This window comes from Luteimonas sp. WGS1318, from assembly GCF_043187535.1.
GTDB lineage: Bacteria > Pseudomonadota > Gammaproteobacteria > Xanthomonadales > Xanthomonadaceae > Luteimonas.
Genome location: NZ_CP171131.1, coordinates 1504692 through 1523083 on the forward strand (window position 1 = coordinate 1504692; position 18392 = coordinate 1523083).

Annotated in this window: 16 protein-coding genes and 1 tRNA gene; 10 read left to right on the forward strand and 7 right to left on the reverse strand. The window is 70.4% G+C overall.

The genetic code is table 11. From position 1 onward, the window contains the following. Positions 1-3: 3 nt before the first annotated feature. From argC to ACF3M1_RS06950, 5 genes are all read left to right on the forward strand, one after another. Positions 4-954 carry an N-acetyl-gamma-glutamyl-phosphate reductase gene (gene argC, locus ACF3M1_RS06930; RefSeq protein ID WP_394004836.1) on the forward strand — a complete coding sequence of 317 codons (951 nt, stop codon included), beginning with the start codon at positions 4-6 and terminating at the stop codon, positions 952-954. A gap of 108 nt (positions 955-1062) precedes the next feature. Further along, positions 1063-2358 (forward strand): argininosuccinate lyase, encoded by a 1296-nt coding sequence (gene argH, locus ACF3M1_RS06935; RefSeq protein WP_394004837.1) that lies wholly within the window; start codon positions 1063-1065, stop codon positions 2356-2358. Positions 2359-2388: 30 nt separating this feature from the next. After that, complete coding sequence (locus tag ACF3M1_RS06940) at positions 2389-2646, forward strand: YciI family protein (RefSeq protein ID WP_394004838.1); 258 nt, start codon at positions 2389-2391, stop codon at positions 2644-2646. 13 nt (positions 2647-2659) lie between these two features. Continuing rightward, the gene (gene proB / locus ACF3M1_RS06945) at positions 2660-3808 is read left to right on the forward strand and encodes a glutamate 5-kinase (RefSeq protein ID WP_394004839.1); all 1149 of its coding nucleotides are present in this window, start codon (positions 2660-2662) and stop codon (positions 3806-3808) included. 448 nt (positions 3809-4256) lie between these two features. Continuing rightward, a complete protein-coding gene (locus ACF3M1_RS06950) occupies positions 4257-5525 on the forward strand; it encodes a glutamate-5-semialdehyde dehydrogenase (RefSeq protein WP_394004840.1) in 1269 nt (422 codons plus the stop codon). A gap of 1 nt (position 5526) precedes the next feature. Here the strand turns inward: ACF3M1_RS06950 and pgaD are convergent, their stop codons facing one another. From pgaD to ACF3M1_RS06985, 7 genes are all read right to left on the reverse strand, one after another. Continuing rightward, on the reverse strand, positions 5527-5967 hold the full coding sequence (pgaD, locus tag ACF3M1_RS06955; RefSeq protein WP_394004841.1) for a poly-beta-1,6-N-acetyl-D-glucosamine biosynthesis protein PgaD: 441 nt from the start codon (positions 5965-5967) through the stop codon (positions 5527-5529). Continuing rightward, a complete protein-coding gene (pgaC, locus tag ACF3M1_RS06960) occupies positions 5964-7223 on the reverse strand; it encodes a poly-beta-1,6-N-acetyl-D-glucosamine synthase (protein WP_394004842.1) in 1260 nt (419 codons plus the stop codon). Before pgaC ends, pgaD begins: the two co-directional genes overlap by 4 nt. A gap of 2 nt (positions 7224-7225) precedes the next feature. Then, positions 7226-9118 (reverse strand): poly-beta-1,6-N-acetyl-D-glucosamine N-deacetylase PgaB, encoded by a 1893-nt coding sequence (pgaB, locus tag ACF3M1_RS06965; RefSeq protein ID WP_394004843.1) that lies wholly within the window; start codon positions 9116-9118, stop codon positions 7226-7228. Beyond that, on the reverse strand, positions 9115-11133 hold the full coding sequence (pgaA, locus tag ACF3M1_RS06970; protein WP_394004844.1) for a poly-beta-1,6 N-acetyl-D-glucosamine export porin PgaA: 2019 nt from the start codon (positions 11131-11133) through the stop codon (positions 9115-9117). Before pgaA ends, pgaB begins: the two co-directional genes overlap by 4 nt. Before the next feature lie 271 nt (positions 11134-11404). Next, positions 11405-12655, reverse strand: coding sequence for an MFS transporter (locus tag ACF3M1_RS06975; RefSeq protein ID WP_394004845.1), 1251 nt, complete (start codon positions 12653-12655; stop codon positions 11405-11407). A gap of 85 nt (positions 12656-12740) precedes the next feature. Next, positions 12741-12817, reverse strand: a tRNA-Pro gene (locus ACF3M1_RS06980). Positions 12818-12847: 30 nt separating this feature from the next. Then, positions 12848-13012 carry a hypothetical protein gene (locus tag ACF3M1_RS06985; RefSeq protein ID WP_394004846.1) on the reverse strand — a complete coding sequence of 55 codons (165 nt, stop codon included), beginning with the start codon at positions 13010-13012 and terminating at the stop codon, positions 12848-12850. Here ACF3M1_RS06985 and cydD point away from each other — a divergent pair. The 5 genes from cydD (at position 13011) to hisS (ending at position 18342) form a co-directional block, all read left to right on the forward strand. After that, entirely contained in the window at positions 13011-14702 is a 1692-nt protein-coding gene (gene cydD / locus ACF3M1_RS06990) for a thiol reductant ABC exporter subunit CydD (RefSeq protein ID WP_394004847.1), read from the forward strand. The genes ACF3M1_RS06985 and cydD overlap by 2 nt on opposite strands. Further along, on the forward strand, positions 14699-16396 hold the full coding sequence (gene cydC / locus ACF3M1_RS06995; RefSeq protein ID WP_394004848.1) for a thiol reductant ABC exporter subunit CydC: 1698 nt from the start codon (positions 14699-14701) through the stop codon (positions 16394-16396). The genes cydD and cydC overlap by 4 nt, the downstream gene beginning before the upstream one ends. 92 nt (positions 16397-16488) lie before the next feature. Beyond that, a complete protein-coding gene (locus tag ACF3M1_RS07000; protein ID WP_394004849.1) occupies positions 16489-16617 on the forward strand; it encodes a hypothetical protein in 129 nt (42 codons plus the stop codon). A gap of 92 nt (positions 16618-16709) precedes the next feature. Next, a complete protein-coding gene (locus ACF3M1_RS07005; RefSeq protein ID WP_394004850.1) occupies positions 16710-16838 on the forward strand; it encodes a hypothetical protein in 129 nt (42 codons plus the stop codon). Positions 16839-16971: 133 nt separating this feature from the next. Continuing rightward, entirely contained in the window at positions 16972-18342 is a 1371-nt protein-coding gene (gene hisS / locus ACF3M1_RS07010) for a histidine--tRNA ligase (RefSeq protein ID WP_394004851.1), read from the forward strand. Positions 18343-18392 lie beyond the last annotated feature (50 nt).

Below are 18392 nucleotides of genomic sequence, written 5' to 3' on the forward strand. Positions count from 1 at the left end.
TCCATGACCCAACCCAAGACCATCGGCATCGTCGGCGCGCGCGGCCATACCGGCCAGGAACTGATCCGCCTCGTCGCCGCGCATCCGGGACTCGAACTCGCGTTCGTGTCCTCGCGCGAGCTCGACGGCCAGCGTGTCGCCGACCACAACGACGGCTTCGCGGGCGAACTGCGCTTCGAAAGCCTCGATGCCGACGCAGTCGCCGCGAAGGGCGCCGACGCGGTGATCCTCGCGCTGCCCAACGGCAAGGCCGCGCCGTTCGTCGCCGCGACCGACGGCGCGAAGCCGGACACCGTGATCGTCGACCTGTCGGCCGACTACCGCTTCGACGCCGGCTGGTACTACGGCCTGCCGGAACTCACCCGTGCGCAGTACGCCGGCCAGCGCCGGATCAGCAATCCCGGTTGCTATGCGACCGCGATGCAGCTTGCGATCGCGCCGCTGGTCGAACACCTCGCCGGTCCGCCGCAGTGCTTCGGCGTGTCGGGCTACTCGGGCGCGGGCACGACGCCGTCGGACAAGAACGACGCCGCGCTGCTGGCCGACAACCTGATGCCGTACGCGCTGACCAACCACGTGCACGAGCGCGAAGTGTCCAAGCAGTTGTCGCTGCCGGTCGAGTTCATGCCGCATGTCGCGCCGCATTTCCGCGGCATCACGATGACGGTGAATCTCTGGCTGTCGGCGCCGATGTCGCGCGATGCGGTGAAAGCATTGTACGAAGCGCGCTATGCCGACGAGCCGCTGGTCGAGGTCATCGACGACGCGCCCTGGGTCAGCCGCATCGCCGGCCGTCACGGCGCGCAGATCGGTGCGTTCACGATGGCGCCGGGCAATGGCCGCGTGGTCGTCGTGGCGACGCTCGACAACCTGCTCAAGGGCGCGGCGACGCAGGCGATGCAGAACCTCAACCTCGCGTTGGGTTTCGACGAGCTGACGTCGATTCCGCATTGATTCCTGGGGATTCGGGAACCGGGATTCGGGATTCGTAAAGCCCGCCGATCGCGCATCCCCGCTCTTGCCAATCCCGAATCCCGAATTCCCAATTCCGAGAACTCCGACATGAGCAACCTTCTCTGGCAGAAGCCCGGCGTCGCCGTCGACACGCAGATCCAGGCGTTCCTCGCCGGTGACGACGTGATCCTCGACCGCGAATTCTTCCTGCACGACATCGCTGCGAGCGCCGCGCACGCCGAAGGGCTGCAGCGCGTCGGCATCCTCTCGGGCGACGAGCTCGACGGGCTGAAGCGCGAGCTCGCCACGCTGGCGGACGATTTCCGCAGCGGCGCTTTCGTGCTCGACGAACGCTTCGAGGACGGCCATTCGGCGATCGAGGACCGGCTGACCGAACGCCTCGGCGACGCCGGCCGCCGCATCCACACCGGACGCAGCCGCAACGACCAGGTGCTGGTCGCCACGCGCCTGTGGTTGAAGGAAAAGCTCGCGCGTCTGGCGTCGCTGTCGCGCGAGATCGCCAAGGTCGCGCTCGACCGCGCCGAGGCGGAGCGCGAGCTGCCGATTCCGGGCTACACCCACATCCAGCGCGCCGTGCTGTCCTCGGGCGGCATGTGGTGGTCGGGCTGGGCCGAGGCCTTCATCGACGACGCCGTGCGCGCGCGCGACACGCTCGCGCTGATCGACTGCAATCCGCTCGGCACCGCGGCTGGTTACGGCGTGAATCTCGCGCTCGATCGCGACCACACCACCGCCGCGCTGGGCTTCGCGCGGCTGCAGGTCTCGCCGGTCTACGCGCAGCTCTCGCGCGGCAAGTTCGAACTGGCCGCGCTCGAAGCGCTGGGCAGCGCGACGCTGGATCTGCGTCGTCTGGCCTGGGACCTGTCGCAGTTCACCAGCGCCGAATACGGCTTCGTCGCGCTGCCGGCGCAGTACACGACCGGCAGTTCGATCATGCCGAACAAGCGCAATCCCGACGTCGTCGAACTGATGCGCGCCACCCACGCCAGCGTCGCCGCGGCGCGCACCGAGATCGAGCAGCTGCTGTCGCTGCCGTCGGGCTACCACCGCGACCTGCAGAGCTCCAAGGGCGCGATCTTCCACGGCTTCGGCCGTGGGCTCGCCGCGCTGGAACTGCTGCCGGCGCTGCTGGCGAATCTGGAATGGCGCGAAGACCGCCTGCGCGCCGCGGTCGATTCGGGCATGTACGCGACCGATGTCGCGGTCGAGGCGGCGATCGCCGGCGTGCCGTTCCGCGAGGCCTACCAGGCGGCCGCGGCCAGCGCCGACACGGCCGGGCAGGGACGTACGCCGGAAGGCAGTCTCGCCGCGCGCACATCGCCGGGCGGCGCTGCGGACCTGCGCCTGGACACGCTGCGTGCGCGCTGGGATGCGCTGGCCTGACATCCGGCCTTCGATCAGAGAACTGCCGACATGAAACGCTTCCTCGTCATTGCGATGCGCCGCCCCGACTTCGATGCCTCCGTCGTCGCGCCGCATCAGGCCTTCCTCGACCACCTGCGTGCGCGTGGCCTGCTGGACATGACCGGCGGCTTCGCCGACGGCAGCGGCGGTGCGTATCTGTTGAGCGGGATCGCGACATTGGCCGAAGCGCAGGCGATCGTCGCGGACGACCCGCTGGCGTTGCAGAATGCGAGCGCGCTCGTCGTCCACGAGTGGAACACCCGCTGAGCACCGCCGACCGATGCACACGCCCGACGCCGATGCGTTTCCCGAGCAGCCGCTGCCGCCCTGGCGGCGCGCGGTGCTCAAGGTCGGCAGCAGCCTGCTGGCGGCCGACGGCGGCGGCCTGTCGGACCAGTACGCCGCGGCGCTCGCCGGCTTCGTGCGCGCGAGCCACACGGCTGGACGCGAGATCGTCGTGGTGTCGTCAGGCGCTGTCGCCGCGGGCCGCGCGATCCTGCACGCGAATCTCGGCCCGGGCGCACCGATGGCCGAGCGCCAAGCGCTCGCCGCATTGGGCCAGGCGCGGCTGACAGGCTTTTGGCAGGGCTTCTTCGAACGCCCGGTCGCGCAGGTGCTGCTGACCCACGACGACCTGCGCAACCGCCGCCGTTACCTCAATGCACGCGCCACGCTGACCGCGCTGCTGCGCCATGGCGCGCTGCCGGTGGTCAACGAGAACGACACGGTCTCGGTCGACGAACTCAAGCTCGGTGACAACGACAACCTGGCCGCGATCGTGGCCGCGCTGGTCGATGCCGAGGTGTTGTTCATCGCCACCGACATCGATGGGCTGTACGACGCCGACCCGCGCATCGAGCCGCATGCACGCCCGATGCCGCTGATTGCGAAGATGAGTGCGTCGCTGCTCGCGGTCGCCGGCGGCGCCGGCAGCAGCGTGGGCACCGGCGGCATGCGCACCAAGCTCGAAGCCGCGCAGCGCGCCGCATCGGCCGGTGTCGCGACGGTGCTGTTCAACGGCCGGCGCGCCGATGTGCTCGACGGCCTCGCGCACGATCGCCTGCGCGGCACCCGCATCCATCCGCTGCGCACGCGCATGGCGGCGCGCAAGCATTGGTTGCAGAACGCGCCGGCGGAAGCCGGCGCGATCCTGGTCGACAGCGGCGCTGCGAACGCGATGGTCGAGAAAGGTGCATCGCTGTTGCCGGGCGGCGTGTTGACCGCCGAGGGCCAGTTCCGGCGCGGCGATCTGGTCTCGGTGGTGCTGCTGGATGGGGACAGCCGAGAGCCGATCGCGCGCGGCGTGACCCAGTACTCGGCCGACGACATCCGCCGGCTGGCGCGCCGTCACTCGCGCGACATCGAGGCGACGCTGGGCTACAGCTACGGCGAGACCATCGTGCATCGGGATGATCTGGTGCTGGTTTGACGGGGTTTTATCCAGGTCCTTGTCACCCTCATTCCGATGGCTTCTAACAGACAAATGTCTGGTCAGGCCGGAAACCAGCGACGTGTTCTCTCCAGACCAGTCAGCTGTCTGGTTGTCCCGCACGACGGCCAATGTACTGGACTCTGGCTCGGACCTTCGTCCTTCGAGAGCCGCCGGAATGACGGGACGATGATCTGTGGTCGAGATGACGTCTTGCGCTTCTGATCGTCATCCCCGCGAAGGCGGGGATCCATGGACACTGCTCTGAATGAGGACGTCCATGGATGACCAGCCATTCGGCTGTTGAAACCTCCGCCTGCGCGGGAATGACGTGGTGGAGAGGGCAGCTCGCATCTGCACACGGGCCGTTCCGTCAGTTGCCACCGCAAGCATCGCGCCCATCGCCGCATCGCGCTAAGTTGTTGCTCCCCACACCACACCCACGTCCATGAGCGAGATCCGAACCGCCGCCCTTGCTTGCCGCGACGCCGCCGCGCAGCTGGCCATGCTCGATACCGACGCGCGCAATGCGCTGCTGCACGCGATGGCCGATGCGTTCGACGCACAGGCTGACGCGATCCTTGCCGCGAACGCACGCGACATCGAAGCCGCGCAAGCGCGCGGCACGACCGGTGCGCTGCTCGATCGTCTGCGTCTCGACGCTGCGCGACTCGCCGGTGTGTCTGCCGCGGTCCGTGAAGTCGCAGCACTGCCGGACCCCGTCGGGCAGATCACCCGTGACGACGTGCGCCCGAACGGCATCCGCGTGCGCAAGGTGCGGGTGCCGCTGGGCGTGATCGCGATGATCTACGAGGCGCGGCCGAACGTGACCGCCGATGCCGCAGCGCTGTGCATCAAGGCCGGCAACGGGGTGATTCTGCGCGGCGGCAGCGAGGCGATCCACTCGAACACCGCGATCGCCGAAGCACTGCGTGCCGCGATCGCAGCGCAGGGTATCGGTGCCGACATATTGACCCTGGTCACCGATCTGCGCCGGGAGACGATGCTCGAACTGCTGCAGCTGACGGACATTGTCGATCTCGCGATTCCGCGCGGCGGCGAGGGCCTGATCCGCTTCGTCGCCGAGCACGCACGCGTGCCGGTGATCAAGCACTACAAGGGTGTCTGCCACCTGTTCGTCGACGCCAGCGCCGATCCCGACCTCGCGCTGCGCCTGCTGCTCGACGGCAAGACCGGCCGGCCGAGCGCCTGCAACGCGCTGGAGACGCTGCTGGTGCACGCCGACATCGCCGATGTCTTCGTGCCACGGGCGGTCGCCGCGCTGCAGGCGCGCGGTGTCGAGGTACGCGGGGACGCCGGTATCGCCGCGCGCGCCGATGCCGTGGTGCCGATCGGCGAGGACGACGATGCGGCGGAATTCCTCGATCTGGTCATCGCCGCGCGCGTCGTCGATTCACTCGATGCCGCACTGGCGCACATCCAGCGCTTCGGCTCCGACCACACCGAAGTCATCGCCACGCGCGACGACGCCAATGCCCGGCGCTTCGTCGCGTCGCTCCGTTCGGCCGTGGTCATGGTCAACGCCTCGTCGCGCTTCAGCGACGGCGGCGAGCTGGGACTGGGCGCGGAGATCGGCATTTCGACCACGCGCCTGCACGCCTACGGGCCGATGGGGCTGGAGGCATTGACCGTCGAACGCTTCGAGATCGAAGGCACGGGACAGGTCAGGCACGCGGAGAATGCGGCCGCCCGGTGAGTCAACTGCCGAGGTTGACCGACACCGGCCGCGCGTCGTCGTCCACGGCCACCCGCACGATCCTGCCTTCGCGCAGTTTCGCCGCCAGTTCCGGCGCGGCGCCCAGCGCGATGCGCACCTCGTCGTCGATGATGTTCGCGCGGCGCTGCCGGCGATCTGTCTTCGCGAATCGCATGCGGTTGTATTCGGCCCAGCCGATCAGCAGCACCGCGCAGCCGAGGGCGATCAACGGAAACGACAGCAGCAGGAACGGTTCGACCTCGTTCTGGTTGAGGTAGAGCCGCAGGTACGCGGTCCGCGCGCCGACGTACCAGGCCAACGCGGTGATCAGCGGCACCCACAGCCACGCATAGAGCATCCAGGCAGCCGCAGTGAGCGTGCCCGATGCGAAGCGCTTGCCGGGACTGCGGCTCGGGGTGTGGTCGATGATGGGCGGCGTCATGCGGTGGCTCCTCGATCGGGGCTGGTCCAGACGGCCCGGCGACGGCGGCGCAGCAGGGTGCGGGGCAGGGCGACGACGGCCGTGAGCATGCCGAGCATCCAGAACGCGATCGGATACCAGATGACCCAGTAGAAATGCCGGGCCATCCTGTCCTCGTAGCGACGTTCGATCATCAGGCTGGTCGCGAACTGCAGCATGCAGATGAAGGCGAGCACCACGCCGTGCCAGCGCGGCAGGATGGAGTCCACGCGGATCGCCGGCGGCAGGGTGACGAACAGCCCGACCAGCCACAGCACGATGATCGTCAGCATCACGTAGGCCCAGGTCAGGCTCAGCAGATACTCGAGCAGCACCCCCCACATGCGGCGCTTCTTCCACGCCAGCACGTCACGGCCGTGGCTGAGCAGCACTTCGACGCCGCCGCTGGCCCAGCGCAGGCGCTGCGCCCACAGGCCGCGGATGGTCTCGGGCATCAGGATCCAGCACAGCGCGTTGGGCTCGTAGCGGATGTCCCAGCCGGCCAGCTGCAGCCGCCAGGAGATGTCGATGTCCTCGGTGACCATGCGGTCGGACCAGTAGCCCACGTCGTGCAGCGCGGTACGCCGGAACGCGCAGATCACGCCCGAAATCGTGAACAGCCGGCCATAGGTGCGCTGGGCGCGCTTGATCAGCCCGATGATCGCGGAGAACTCGCCGATCTGCATGCGGCCCATCAGCGTGGTGCGGTTGCGGATGCGCGGATTGCCGGTGACCGCGCCCACGCGCGGGCCGTCGATCAGATGACCGACCATCCAGCGCACTGCGTGCGGATCGAGCATGGCGTCGGAATCGACGCAGACCAGATAGTCCGATGTCGCCGCCAGCGTGCCCATGCGCAGCGCGTTGGCCTTGCCCTGGTTCTGCGACAGGTGCACCACGCGCAGCCGCGGATGGTCGGCGACCAGCGCATCGAGCAGTTCCGGCGTGCGGTCACTGCTGCCGTCGTCGATCGCGATGATCTCGAAGTCGGGATAGATCTGGGCCGACAGCGCGGTGATCGTGTCGACGATGTGGTCTTCCTCGTTGAAGCAGGGCACCAGAATCGAGACCAGGGGCATGTGCGCCATCGGCGGCGGTGCATCGGGCCTCGGCCGTTTGCGTTCGCGGCGCACGTAGTAGTACACCCCGCCGACGATCCAGAAGCACGCCATGACGATGGGGTAGAAAAACGCGAAATTGAACAGCCAGCGGATCCACGGCAGCGATGCCCAGTCCATGTTCAGCGCTCCAGGTAAGGGAAGGCGCGCGCGGACATCGCGTCGCGCGCGTCCTCGAGCGTCGGCTGATTGCCGATGAAGTCGTCGGGGTAGTAGCCCAGGTGACGGATGCCGGCCGCCTGCAGCAGGCGCGACTGCGCGCGCAGCGTGTCACCCGGCAACGGCGCGCGCACGCGCCAGTCGACGGTCTGAAGTTCGAACAGCGTGCGCGCCACGCCGTCGGGCGTCGCGCGTACGGTCTCGGCGAGCGTGCGCAACCAGTGCTCGGGGTCGTCCACGTTCTCCAGTTGCGGCATCGCCATCAATGCGGTCGTGTCGTAGGCCGCGAGAAAGGGCTCCAGCCGCTGCGCGAACCAGGCTTCCGATGCGGGCTCCAGCACCGGCAGCGCGAACAGGTTGCGCGCGGTCATGAGCTTGGGCCGCCAGCGCTGGGCCGCCGTCTTGAGCGCCATCGTGAAGTCGATCAGGCCCTGCGTGCGCGCGACCGGTACGCCACCGCCGTAGGCGGGAAGCTCGTCGTCGCGCAGGTACGCGTCGTCATGGAACAGCAGGCCGTCGAAATGGCTGTTCGCGGCGAGTTCGGCGTAGATGTCCGAAACGATCGCCAAGGTGCGCGGATCACTGGGATCCAGACGTTGAATCTCGTTCGCGTTCGTCGCCGCGATCTGCAGCTCGCGCTGCAGATCCGCATCGGCCAGTTTGAAACCGAGCACCGGCATCCACGCATAGACCCGCACCTGCGCGCGCGTGCGCAGCTGCCAGGCGACGCGGTTGAACAGGTCGGCGCGCACCGGCATGTGTCGGCTGGGGAAGTACACCGCTTCGGCGGCGCCGTCGCCGTCGGGATCGGCGAACGCCTGCAGCCACACGTGGCTCGGGCCGATGTCCTGGATGCGCTGCACCAGCGCGTCGACATTGCGCGCCAGCTGCGCCGGATCCGCGTCGTAGACGTAGTCGAGATCGACCTGGATCGCGCGCATGCCGTCGAGCGACAGATCGCGGCGCAGTTCGCCGGCGAGATCGCGCACGTCCGGATTGCGGTGCATCAGCAGGCGCGCGAGGCTCGCCAGCGAGGCCTGGTCGGCGCGGTCCTCGCCCTGCAGGCCGAGGTCGGTGGCCTGCGCGCGGCCTTCGAGATCGAACGACAGGTCCATGCCGAGCGCGGTGGCGATGCCGTTGGCGACGTCGTTGTAGGCGGCGTAGGGCCACACGATCACGCGCGGCGCCTGGCCGATATTGCGTTCGATCAGCGCGCGGCTGGCCTGCAGATCGGCCTCGATGCGCGCACGCCACGCGGCTTCACTCTCGTAGCCGCTGCTCTCGCTCCAGATGCGGGTGACCGCGGCCGGAGTCTGGTTGCCGAACGGGTTGCCGGGCAGTCCGCGATGCAGGTCGTGACTGTGCGAGCCGATTTCGACCAGGCCGCTGTCGTGCATCTCGCGCAGCTGCGCCCAGGTCAGGAAATCACCGGTGGTGAAATCGCGCGGGCCGTAGGGCACGGCCTGGTCGGCCGGCAGTTCGACCCAACTGGTCACCGGCGCCACCAGCGCGGGCCAGCCGTAGGCGCGCAGCAGCGGAAAGACATGCGTGTACACGCTGCGCAGGCCGTCGTCGAAGGTCAGCAGGACCGCCTTGTCCGGCAACGTGCCGCGGCCGGCGCGCGCGTCGATGACCTGCTGCACGCTGACGGCCTGGTAGCCGTGCGCGCGCAGCCAGTCGAGATGCTGGGCGAAGTTCGTCGTCGACACCGCGTAGGGATCGGGATCGCCCTTGGGCGCTACGTCGTCGCGGATGTCGTGATAGCTGAGCACCAGCAGCGACGCATGGGCAGGTGAGAGCACGGACAGCAGCGCCAACAGCGCGGCGGCGATCCAGGTGCGTGCAGACGCGATCATCGGGCACCTCCCCAGCGCAGTTCGACATCGAAGGCGACGCGTTGCTCGCGCAGACCGTCGTAGACCGGGCGCGACCAGGCCACGCCGTATTCGAGTTCGTGGCCGTCGCGACGCCACAGGTGGCGATAGCCCAGCGACGGCACCCAGTGCGTGCCCGCATCGCGCTGCCAGTACGGGCCGGCCATCACGTCGACGCGCTGCTGGAACGCGGTGTCGTAATGCCGCCAGGTGATGTGGTCCAGGCGCAGGCCGACGTTCGCCGACGCGTCGCGCTCGGGATTGAAATAGCCGACCGTGTCGCCGCGCGAGCCGCGGCTGGTATAGGCCGACAGCAGACCGTCGACCATCAGGTGCGGCCGCGTGAGCAGGCGTTGCGAGGCATCGATGCCGAGCTGGTCGCGCGTGTTGCCGTCGTCGTAGCGCAGCCGCGACAGCCGGCCCTGCAGCGCGAAGGTGTCCCTGGGCACATAGGACGCGGTGAGCGTCGCGCTGTCGGCATCGATGCCGAGGCGTCGCGCCTGCAGCGAGGTGCCCTGCGCGTTGCGCGCCAGTTCCACGCCGGTGCGCCAGGCATCGTTGAAGCGCCAGTCGGCGCCGAGCGTCCAGGTCGCACCGCTGGAGGCGCCGCTTGCCGCGCCGAGCGTCGCCCAGGCACCGAGACGGTCGTGGCGATACCAGGTGCCGACGCCCGCCGCGCGATGGCGCACGCGGCCGTCGACGAAATCCGCCCAGCCCTCGTGCGCGAACACGCCCACGCGCCAGCGGTCGTCGATCAGCGGCGAACGCACGTCGAGGGCCCAGCCGCCATCGCGGCTGCCGAACGGCGAGATCGACGTGTCGGCGCCATCGCGCTGCCGGCTGCGGCCGCGGTTGGCCGACAGCGTGGCCTGCACGCCACGGTGGCGGTCGAGATCCCGTTCGACGCGTTCCAGCCGCAAATCCTCGGGATGCGCCTGCTGCAACGTGGTCAGCGCATCGCGCGCTTCGTCGATGCGGTCGAGCGCGGTCAGCGTACCGACGCGGCCGGCGAGGGCGTCGCGGTCCTGCGGCGCCATCGTCAACGCCATCTCGTAGCGTTCCAGCGCCGCCGACGGGCGTGACCTGCGCGACTGCACCGAGCCGTAGGCGGCCTGAAGGCCCGGGTTGTTCGGGCCGATGCCGGCCTGCGACTGCAGCATCCGTTCCGCACGTGCGTGGTCGTTGGCGTAGGAGTGCGCCAGCGCGTGATTGAGGTCGGCGCTGTAGCGGTCCCAGTTCTCGTAGCCGCTGCGCGCGCCGGCATGGCGGGGCCAGGCGTCCTGCGATGCGGCCAGCGCTTCGAACAGCGGCAGGGCGCGATCGAAGCGCTCGGTTTCGATCAAGGCGTAGCCGAGCAGGATGCGGGCGTTGATGTCGTGCGGCGCGTGGGCGATCGCGGTTTCCAGCACCGGAATGGCATCGGCCGGGCGGCGCAGGGCCAGCAGCGAATCGCCGACGGTGCCGAGGATGTAGGCCGGCACTTCGATGCCGTCATCGAGCAGTGCCTGATAGCCGGCCACCACGGCCTCGTGCTGCTGCAGATGGTTCAGCGCCGACAGCGCGTCGACGCGCAGGCGCGTGGCCTCCCAGTTGGTCTGGCGCGGCGCATCCCGCTGCAATGCTTCGAGCTGCGCGAGCGCGGCACGCGATTCGGCGAGCCGTGCGTCCGGCGTTTCCGGCTCGACCCGCCCCCAGCCGATCGCCCGCGCCACCGCATCGCCTTCGATGCGTTCGCGCTCGTGATCGGCGAACAGCTGCGGACGCTGGGCCATGCGCTCGGCGGCGAGCGCCGAAGCGCCCAGTGCGTCGAGCGCCAGCACCTGGTCGCGGAATGCGTCGTCATCGGCCGCGTCGGCCGCGAGACGTCGCTGCGCGTCCCCCAGCGCAGCGCTGGGCAGCGGCTCGGACGCGCTGGCGGCGAGCGGCAGTGAAGGCGGTGCCAGGAGGGCCGCGAGGATGAACGGAAGCGGGGCACGGCGAAGCGGAGCTGAAGGCACGGGGCGGCATATCCGAAGGGCGGGCGATGTCGAATCGCACGTCCTGCGCTTCCCCGACGGCGCGCATGCTGGTGTGACGCACGTCAAGGTTCCGTCGTGTCCCGCGCGGGAACTGACCGGCGCGTTCAGCGACCGCCGCCGCGCGGTCGCCTCCAACGAGGGCAACGCGCAGATCAGGTGGGGCGGCGTTTGCCCCGTCGTCGAACGGAACCACAACCCGCAGCGCGTCACCGGTGATCGGCGGTGGACACGGCCGCTCTGGGGGAGCGGCTCAGCGCGTCTGCGCGTGCCAGCCGTCCTCGAGTGCGCGCGGCTGGCAGGCCATCCAGCCGCCGACGAGCAGCACGATCACCATGCCGTAGAGCATCGCGAACGGCCATTGCCAGCCGCCGGTGGCTCCGTGCAGCACGCCGAACAGCAGCGGACCGGCGCAGCTGAAGGCGTAACCGACGCCCTGCATGAAGCCCGACAGCGTTGCCGAGCCCGATGGGGTGCGCGAGCGCAGGTTGATCAGCGTCAGACTCAGCGGGAACGTGCCCGTGCCGAGGCCGACCAGCATCACCCACAGCGCGGGCGCGGCCAGCGGCGCGAGCAGCAGCCCGGTGAACGCGACGACGTGGCACGCCGCACACAGCGCGACCACGACGAAGGGGTTGCGCATGCGCACCGCGATCGACGGCATGCCGAGTGCGCCGATCAGCCCGAACGCCGAGAACACCGCGAGCATCGTGCCGCCGAACGCGGCCGAGGCGCCGGCCTCGGTGAGCAACGTCGGCAGCCAGGTGAACATCGAATAGGTGATCAGCGAGGTGGTGCCGAACATCAGCGCCATGCCCCAGGCGACCGGCGAGCGCCAGGCCTGTCCGGCCCGCGGCATCGGCACGCCGGGCAGCGCAGTCGACGGCCCATCGACGCGCACGCCGCTGTTGCCGCGCCGCGCGAGCAGCAGCAGGCCGATCCACGGCAGCGCGGCCGCGACCGCGGCGAACGTCCACACCCCGAGCGCGAACCGCCAGCCCGCGGCCTCCGCCAGCGGCACGGCCGCCAGCGCAGGCAGCATCGTGCCCAGCTGCAGCACCGTGATGTACAGCGTGCTGACCGCACCGACGCGCGCGGGGAAATAGCGTTTGACCAGTGGCGGCAACACCACGTTGCCGATGCCCATGCCGGCGAGCGCGACGATCGAGCCGGCCATCAGCACGCCCACGCCGTCGGCCAGCGCCCGCAGCGCGAGCCCGGCGGCGGCCACCAGCATCGCCAGCAGCGCGGTGCGCTCGATGCCGATCCGCCGCGCCAGCATCGGTGTGCCGACGCCGAACACCGCGAACGCGGCCGTGGGCAACATGCCGAGCACGCCGGCCGTGGTGGAGCCGAATCCGAACGTGGCGCCGAGCAGGTCCAGCAGTGGCGTCAGCGAGGTCACCGCGGTGCGCAGATTGAACGCCGACAGCACGATGCCCAGCAGCACCAGCACGCGCACGGCGCCGGAGGGCGGTCGGGAGGCGGTGGGCGAGGGGTCCATGGCGGGCGGCACTCGGCGGCGCCGCGAGCGGGCACGGCCCGGAAAACGAAAAACCGGCCATGCGGCCGGTTTCGATGTCACCAGATGGTCGGGGAGACAGGATTCGAACCTGCGACCTCTACGTCCCGAACGTAGCGCTCTACCAGACTGAGCTACACCCCGACAGGTGAGCCGCGCATTCTACCGATGCCCTCACGCCGAGGGCAAGAGGTTCGTGTCGAACACGTGCAGGTCGTCATCGAGGTGGATGGCGACCGCGTCGTGTGCGCGGCGGGCTGCGATACTAGCGGACGCGTCGCGATCCCGCCACGGGGCGATGTGGTCTTTCCCTCCGAAGCAGGCGTTCTCCGTTTCCATGACCTCGCTGCCGCCCGACGCAGACCCCGCCGGTCCGCAGCGACGCCTCCGTTCGCGTTGGCTCGATGCGCAGCTCGTGCAGGCGCGTCCGCGCTTTCGGGTCGCAGTGGCCTGCCAGGTGCTCGCCGGCTGGCTGTGGGTGCCGCAGGCCGCGGCGATCGCCTGGGGCTTCGATGCGGTGCTGTTCTCCGGCGGTGGCATCGATGCGCTGCCGCGGCCACTGGCCCTGCTCGGCGCGGCGCTGCTGCTGCGGATGCTGCTGGGCTGGTGGGGACAGCGGGCCTCGGCCGACATGGTGGAGACCACGATCGAGGCCATGCGCACGGGCCTGGCCCGAGCGGCGGTCGCGCGCGGGCCGGTGTGGCTGCGCGGCCAGCGCAGCGGCGCGCTGGTCGCGCTGTCGACCGGGCATGTCGATGCCACCGCCCCGTACTACAGCGGCTACCTGGTGGCGCGCGCCGAGGTGGCCTGCGTGCCGGTGGTGCTGCTGGCGGCGGTGTTCGCCGCCGACTGGATCGTCGGCCTGGTGCTGCTGCTGACCGCGCCGCTGGCACCGATGTTCATGATGCTGATCGGCATGGGCGCCGAGACCGCGGGGCGACGCCAGCTGGCGGCACTCGCGCGCGCCGGCGCGCATTTCACCGACCGCCTGCGCGGGCTCGATCTGATCCGCGTCTATGGCCAGGGCGAGGCGGAACTGGCCCAGGTCGGCGCCGCCACCGAGACCATCCGCGAACGCAGCCTGCGCGTGCTGCGCATCGCGTTCCTCTCGTCGGCGGTGCTGGAGTTCTTCGCCTCGGTCAGCGTCGCGCTGGTCGCGGTGTATTTCGGTTTCACCTATCTGGGCATGCTCGATCTGCGCGGCACGCCGCTGTCGCTGTCGACCGGCCTGTTCTGCCTGCTGCTGGCGCCGGAGTTCTATGCGCCGATGCGGCGGCTCGCCGCCCACTACCACGATCGCGCGAACGCACTGGCGGCGCTCGCCGAGATCGAAGCCACGTTCGGCACGCTGCCCGCGCTTTCGCACGCGCCATCGGCGCCGGAGGCTGCAGGGACCGGCGTTGCGCCCGAGGTGCAGGTCGACGCGGTGACGCTGCGCCATCCCGGCGCGGCCGCGCCGGTACTGCGCGACGTCTCGCTGCTCGCGCCCGCCAGCACGCGCCTGGCCCTGGTCGGCCCCAGCGGCGCGGGCAAGAGCACGCTGCTCGACGCGCTGGCGGGCTGGCTCGAGCCGGAGCAGGGGCGGATCGCGCTGCCGCCGGGCACGCGGATCGCGCTCGCCGGGCAGCGGCCCTGGCTGTTCCACGGCAGCATCGCCGACAACCTGCGGCTCGGCGCGCCGCAGGCCAGCCCGGCCGAGATCGACGCGGCCGCGCGTGTGGCGCAGGTGATGCGCTTCGTCGAACGGCTGCCCGACGGGCTGGACACGGTGATCGGCGAGCGTGGTTTCGGCCTCTCGGGCGGCGAGGCGCGGCGCGTGGCGCTGGCCCGCGCGCTGCTGCGCAGGCCGCAGTTGCTGCTGCTCGACGAACCCACGGCGTTTCTCGACCCGCAGACCGAAGCCGATCTGCTGGCGGCGCTGACCGCGCACCTCGATGGCTGCACCGTCGTCGTCGCCACCCACAGCGACGCGGTGATGCGCTGGGCCGATGCGGTCTGGCAGATCCCGACCCAGGGGGCGCCGCGATGAGCGCGCCGCTCGACCAGCGTGTCGGCAGCACGCGCATGCTGCTCCGCCAGCATCGCCGCCGCGTGCTGCTGGCGATCGCGTTGCTGGCGGCGACGCTGGTCGCGGGCGTCGGCCTGCTCGGCGTGTCCGGCGGGTTCCTGACCGCGGCGGCGTTGACCTTCGGCACGCTGGGCAGCTTCAATTTCTTCACGCCGTCGGCGGGCATCCGCGGGCTGACGCTGGCGCGCATCGTCTCGCGCTATCTGGAAAAGCTGGTCGGCCACGACGCGATGCTGCGCATCGCCCGCGATCTGCGCAGCTGGTTTTTCGCCCGTGCGCTGCGCCTGACCCCGGGCCAACTGGGCCGGCTGCGCACCGGCGAACTGCTGGCGCGCCTGATGGGCGACATCGACGCGGTCGACGGCCTGCTGTTGCGGGCGACCGGGCCGCTGCTGGCGCTGGGCACGGTGGGCGTGCTCGGCATCGGCATTGCGACCTGGCTGCATCCGCCCAGTGGCGCGGTGCTGGCCGGTGTGGCGCTGGCGAGCGGCCTCGGTGTGCCGTGGATCGTCGCGCGTGGCCGTGCGGCCGAGGAAACCGAGCGTGCGCGGCGGCGCGCGGCATTGCGCGCGCGGTTGCACGAGCTCTACGAAGGCCATGCGGATCTCGCGGCTCTGGGTGCCGAAGCCGGCTGGCTGGCACGGGTCGACGCCGACGGCCGCGACATCGCCGATTTCGAACGCGCGCGGCGTCGTCAGCTTGCGAATGGCGGGCTCTGGCATGGCCTGGTCACCGCCGCCGGTCTGCTGGCCATCGCCTGGGTCGCGATCTCCGCGACGACCGTGGGCGCGTTGCCGCCAGCGCATGCCGCGGCGCTGTTCTTCATCGCGATCGGCCTGTTCGAAGCCTGGGCCGGGGCCGGCCTGGCCTGGCAGGCGCTGACCGCGGCGCGCGCATCGATCGCGCGCCTGGACGCGGTGGCCGGCGCGGAACCGTCGGTCGTGGATCCCGAGGGTCCGCAGGCCGTGCCGGCCTCCGGTGCGCTGGTGTTCGATCGCGTGGACTTCGCCTGGGCCATGGACGCGCGACCGGTGCTCTCGGGGCTCGATCTGTGCATCGCGCCGGGCGAGCGGGTCGCGATCAGTGGCGACAGCGGCGCCGGCAAGTCGACGCTGACCGCGCTGCTGCTGCGCAGCGCCGAGCCCGGGGCCGGCGTGGTCACCTTCGGCGGCGTGGATCTGCGCGCGATGCGCGCCCAGGACTGGTTCGCGCGGATCGGCTGGTTGCCGCAGAACGCCCCGGTGTTCGCCGGGCGGGTGCGCGACAACCTCGCGCTGGGCGCCCCGGATGCGGACGATGCCCGGCTGTGGGCCGCGCTGGCCCAGGTCCGGCTCAAGAACTGGGCCGAGCGCATCGGCGGGCTCGACGCCTGGGTGGGCGAGGCCGGCGTCACGATGTCGGCCGGCCAGGCGCGCCGCCTCGCGCTCGCGCGGGCCCTGCTGCGCGACGCGCGCCTGGTGGTGCTCGACGAACCCACCGAAGGGCTGGACCAGGACACCGCCGACACGCTGATGCGCGAGCTGCCCGCGCTGCTCGGTGACCGCAGCCTGCTGCTGATCACCCACGGCACACTGCCGGACGGCGTCGTCGACCGCCACCTGTGGCTGCGCGACGGGCGCCTGCACGACGATCCGCGCCCGAAAGCGCCCGTGTAGGCGTGCGTCGGCGCGCGAGAGGTGTACCGGGAACGCCCTCGCGCGCGAGCGCGCTCCTACCTGGCGGGTTCCGTGCGGGGACGGATGCGCCGGTGCCGCCCGGCGACCGCAGCCTGCTGCCCATCGCTCACGGCACGCTGCCGGAGGGCGTCGTCGACTGCCACCTGTGCCTGCCCATGGGCGCCTGCACGACGATCCGCGCACGCACGGCCTTCGTGTAGGAGCGCGCTGGCGCGCGAGGGCTGTGCCGGGGACGCCCTCGCGAGCGAGCGCGCTCCTACCTGGCGGGTTCCGTGCGGGGACGGATGCGCCGGTGCCGCTCGGCGACCGCAGCCTGCTGCCCATCGCTCACCGCACGCTGCCGGAGGGCGTCGTCGACTGCCACCTGTGCCTGCGCATGGGCGCCTGCACGACGATCCGCGCACGCACGGCCTTCGTGTAGGAGCGCGCGCGAGGGCTGTACTCGGAACGCTCGCGCGCGCGTTCCGACAGGGAAGTGCGGGCCGGCCGCTGTCCCGGATGGGGACGGATTAGAATGTCCGTCTCCATCCGCATCACGAAACGAGCCTGCCCGCATGATCAAGCCCCGGACCCCGCCCGGCGTCATGGAACTGTTGCCGCGCGATCAGATCGCCTTCCAGCGCATGCTGGACACGATCCGCCGCACGTTCGAGGGCTTCGGATTCCTGCCGATCGAGACGCCGGTGTTCGAGCTGTCCGACACGCTGCTGACGAAATCCGGCGGCGAGACCGAGCGGCAGGTGTATTTCGTGCAGTCCACCGGCGCGCTCGAGAAGCAGTCCGACGGCCTGCCGGAGCTCGCGCTGCGCTTCGATCTGACCGTGCCGCTGGCGCGCTACGTCGCCGAGCACGAGCACGACCTCGCATTCCCGTTCCGCCGCTACCAGATGCAGCGCGTCTACCGTGGCGAGCGCGCGCAGCGCGGCCGCTTCCGCGAGTTCTACCAGTGCGACATCGACGTGATCGGCAAGGACACGCTGTCGCCGCGTTACGACGCCGAAGTGCCGGCCGTGATCAGCGCGGTGTTCGCCGCACTCGACATCGGCGAGTTCACGATCCAGCTCAACCACCGCAAGCTGCTGCGCGGCTATTTCGAAGGGCAGGGCATCGACGACGCGCGGCAGATGACCGTGCTGCGCGAGATCGACAAGCTCGACAAGCGCGGCGAGGACGCGGTGCGCGCGACGCTGACCGGTGAGGACTTCGGCCTGTCCGATGAGGTCGCCGAGCGCCTGCTCGCGTTCTCGCGCGTGCGCTCGACCGGCCACGACGATGCGCTGGCCAAGCTCGACGCGCTGGGCGCCGGCACCGAGCTGTTCGAAGAAGGCCGCAATGAACTGCGCGACCTGCTCAACCAGCTGCGTGCGCTGGGCGTGCCGGAATCGCGCTACGCGCTGAATCTGTCGATCGCGCGCGGTCTCGATTACTACACGGGCATGGTCTACGAGACGATTCTCGACGCGCACCCGCAGATCGGTTCGATCTGTTCGGGCGGCCGTTACGACAACCTCGCCAGCCATTACACCAAGTCGAAGCTGCCGGGCGTCGGCATCTCCATCGGCCTGACGCGCCTGTTCTGGCAGTTGCGCGAAGCGGGGCTGATCGCGACCGCCGACAGTTCGGTCGACGTGCTGGTCACGCTGCTCGACGACGCCTCGCTGCCCGATGCGCTCGCGCTGTCGCAGCGCCTGCGCGGCGCGGGCCTCAACGTCGAAACCCAGCTCGAACCGCGCAAGCTGGCCAAGCAGATGCAGTACGCCGATCGCGCCGGTATCCGCTTCGTCGTGATCCGCGGCGAGGACGAAGCCGCCAAGGGCGTGGTCGCGGTCAAGGATTTGCGCCGCGGCGAGCAGTTCGAGGTCGCCGACGACGACCTGCCGCGCACGCTGCTGGTCGAGCGCGAGCAGGCGCGGTCGATGCCGTGAACGCGATGGGCTCCGTTGCGAGCGGAATGTTGAGGTCCGTCATCCCCGCG

Bases quoted from the DNA above. Each gene is read 5' to 3' on its own strand.
- ACF3M1_RS06975 (WP_394004845.1), bottom strand. From the start codon at position 12,655: ATGGACCCCTCGCCCACCGCCTCCCGACCGCCCTCCGGCGCCGTGCGC.
- hisS (WP_394004851.1), top strand. From the start codon at position 16,972: ATGATCAAGCCCCGGACCCCGCCCGGCGTCATGGAACTGTTGCCGCGC.
- cydD (WP_394004847.1), top strand. From the start codon at position 13,011: ATGACCTCGCTGCCGCCCGACGCAGACCCCGCCGGTCCGCAGCGACGC.
- ACF3M1_RS06940 (WP_394004838.1), top strand. From the start codon at position 2,389: ATGAAACGCTTCCTCGTCATTGCGATGCGCCGCCCCGACTTCGATGCC.
- ACF3M1_RS06985 (WP_394004846.1), bottom strand. From the start codon at position 13,012: ATGGAAACGGAGAACGCCTGCTTCGGAGGGAAAGACCACATCGCCCCG.
- proB (WP_394004839.1), top strand. From the start codon at position 2,660: ATGCACACGCCCGACGCCGATGCGTTTCCCGAGCAGCCGCTGCCGCCC.
- pgaB (WP_394004843.1), bottom strand. From the start codon at position 9,118: ATGATCGCGTCTGCACGCACCTGGATCGCCGCCGCGCTGTTGGCGCTG.
- pgaD (WP_394004841.1), bottom strand. From the start codon at position 5,967: ATGACGCCGCCCATCATCGACCACACCCCGAGCCGCAGTCCCGGCAAG.
- argH (WP_394004837.1), top strand. From the start codon at position 1,063: ATGAGCAACCTTCTCTGGCAGAAGCCCGGCGTCGCCGTCGACACGCAG.
- ACF3M1_RS06950 (WP_394004840.1), top strand. From the start codon at position 4,257: ATGAGCGAGATCCGAACCGCCGCCCTTGCTTGCCGCGACGCCGCCGCG.
- pgaC (WP_394004842.1), bottom strand. From the start codon at position 7,223: ATGGACTGGGCATCGCTGCCGTGGATCCGCTGGCTGTTCAATTTCGCG.
- cydC (WP_394004848.1), top strand. From the start codon at position 14,699: ATGAGCGCGCCGCTCGACCAGCGTGTCGGCAGCACGCGCATGCTGCTC.
- argC (WP_394004836.1), top strand. From the start codon at position 4: ATGACCCAACCCAAGACCATCGGCATCGTCGGCGCGCGCGGCCATACC.